Source organism: Enorma shizhengliae (assembly GCF_009676995.1).
GTDB lineage: Bacteria > Actinomycetota > Coriobacteriia > Coriobacteriales > Coriobacteriaceae > Enorma > Enorma massiliensis.
Genome location: NZ_VTFZ01000021.1, coordinates 1 through 1,283, shown reverse-complemented (window position 1 = coordinate 1,283; position 1,283 = coordinate 1). Strand labels below are relative to the sequence as shown.

Sequence of the window (1,283 nt, the reverse complement as noted above, 5' to 3'; positions counted from 1 at the left end):
GGGACCGCGGACAAAAAGTTGGACGCCCGTCGGGCGTCGGAACGGAGGTCCGCATGCACTCCAGGGAGACCGTCGAGCTGTTCCTGCTCGGGATCGACGACGGCATGTCGACGAGAGAGGCCTCGGAGCTCGCGGGGATAGCCCACCGGACCGGGAAGGGCTGGGCAGCGGGCGCGCTGCCCCACTCGTATACGGGGCGGCCGCGCGCCCGGCGTGGTACGATGGCGGCGACGAGAGGCGCCGAGGAGGACCCCGTGACCGAGGACGAGAGGGCGGCGTACGAGGCCGCGATGACCGAGAACATGCTGCTCAGGGCGGTGTTGGACGACCTAAAAGCGGAAGGCTGCGCGCCGGCTACGATGTCGAACGGGAGAAAGACCGAGCTCGGCGAGAGATTGCGCGCGGCGACAGGCCTGCCCCTCCGCGAGATCACCGCTTTCTTGAGGATCTCGAGGAGCTCCTATGAGTACCACCGGGCCCGGCTGGGGCGCGACCGCCTGGCCTGGCTCAGGCCCTACGTCCGCGAGGCGTTCGGGTCGTGCGGGCGGCGCGGCTACCGCGCCGTGCACGCCACGCTGCGCGCCCACGGGGTGAGGGTCTCGGAGAAGGTGGTCCGGCGCGTCATGCGCGAGGAGGGGCTCACGGCCCGCAGGCCCAGGCGGAGGCCCTACTCGAGCTACGCGGGCGAGCCGTCGCCCGCGCCCCCGAACCTGCCCCTGCGCCCGGACGGGACGCACGACTTCTCCGCCCCCGCCCCCAACCGCCTGTGGGCGACGGACATCACCGAGTTCAGGCTGCCCGGGGACGCCGGCAAGTGCTACCTGTCGGCGGTGCTCGACTGCTTCGACGGCCGCCCGGTCGCCTGGTCAATCGGGCGCTCGCCGGACGCGCGCCTCGCGAACTCGTCGCTCGAGGCGGCCTGCGCGGCGCTCGCGCCCGGCGAGCGGCCCGTGGTGCACTCCGACCGCGGCGGCCACTACCGCTGGCCGGGCTGGGTCGAGGTCTGCCGGCGCTTCCGGCTCGTCAGGAGCATGTCCCGCAAGGGCCGGAGCTGCGACAACGCCCGCATGGAGGGCTTCTTCGGCACCCTCAAGTCGGAGTTCTTCCACGGCCGCGACTGGGAGGGCGTCGACCGGGACGGCTTCATGGTGGAGCTGCACCGGTGGCTCCTCTGGTTCCGCTCGGGGCGCGCCTCGGAGTCGCTCGGCTGGAGGACGCCGGACGAGAACCGCCGCCTGCTCGGCTACGCGGTGTAGGACGTACAAGAAATCGTCCGCGGTCCC

Annotated in this window: 1 protein-coding gene; it reads left to right on the top strand. The window is 72.4% G+C overall.

What is annotated here, in order from left to right:
* Positions 1–53: 53 nt before the first annotated feature.
* Positions 54–1,256 (top strand): IS3 family transposase, encoded by a 1,203-nt coding sequence (locus GJE22_RS09895; protein WP_144688912.1) that lies wholly within the window; start codon positions 54–56, stop codon positions 1,254–1,256.
* Positions 1,257–1,283: the final 27 nt, after the last annotated feature.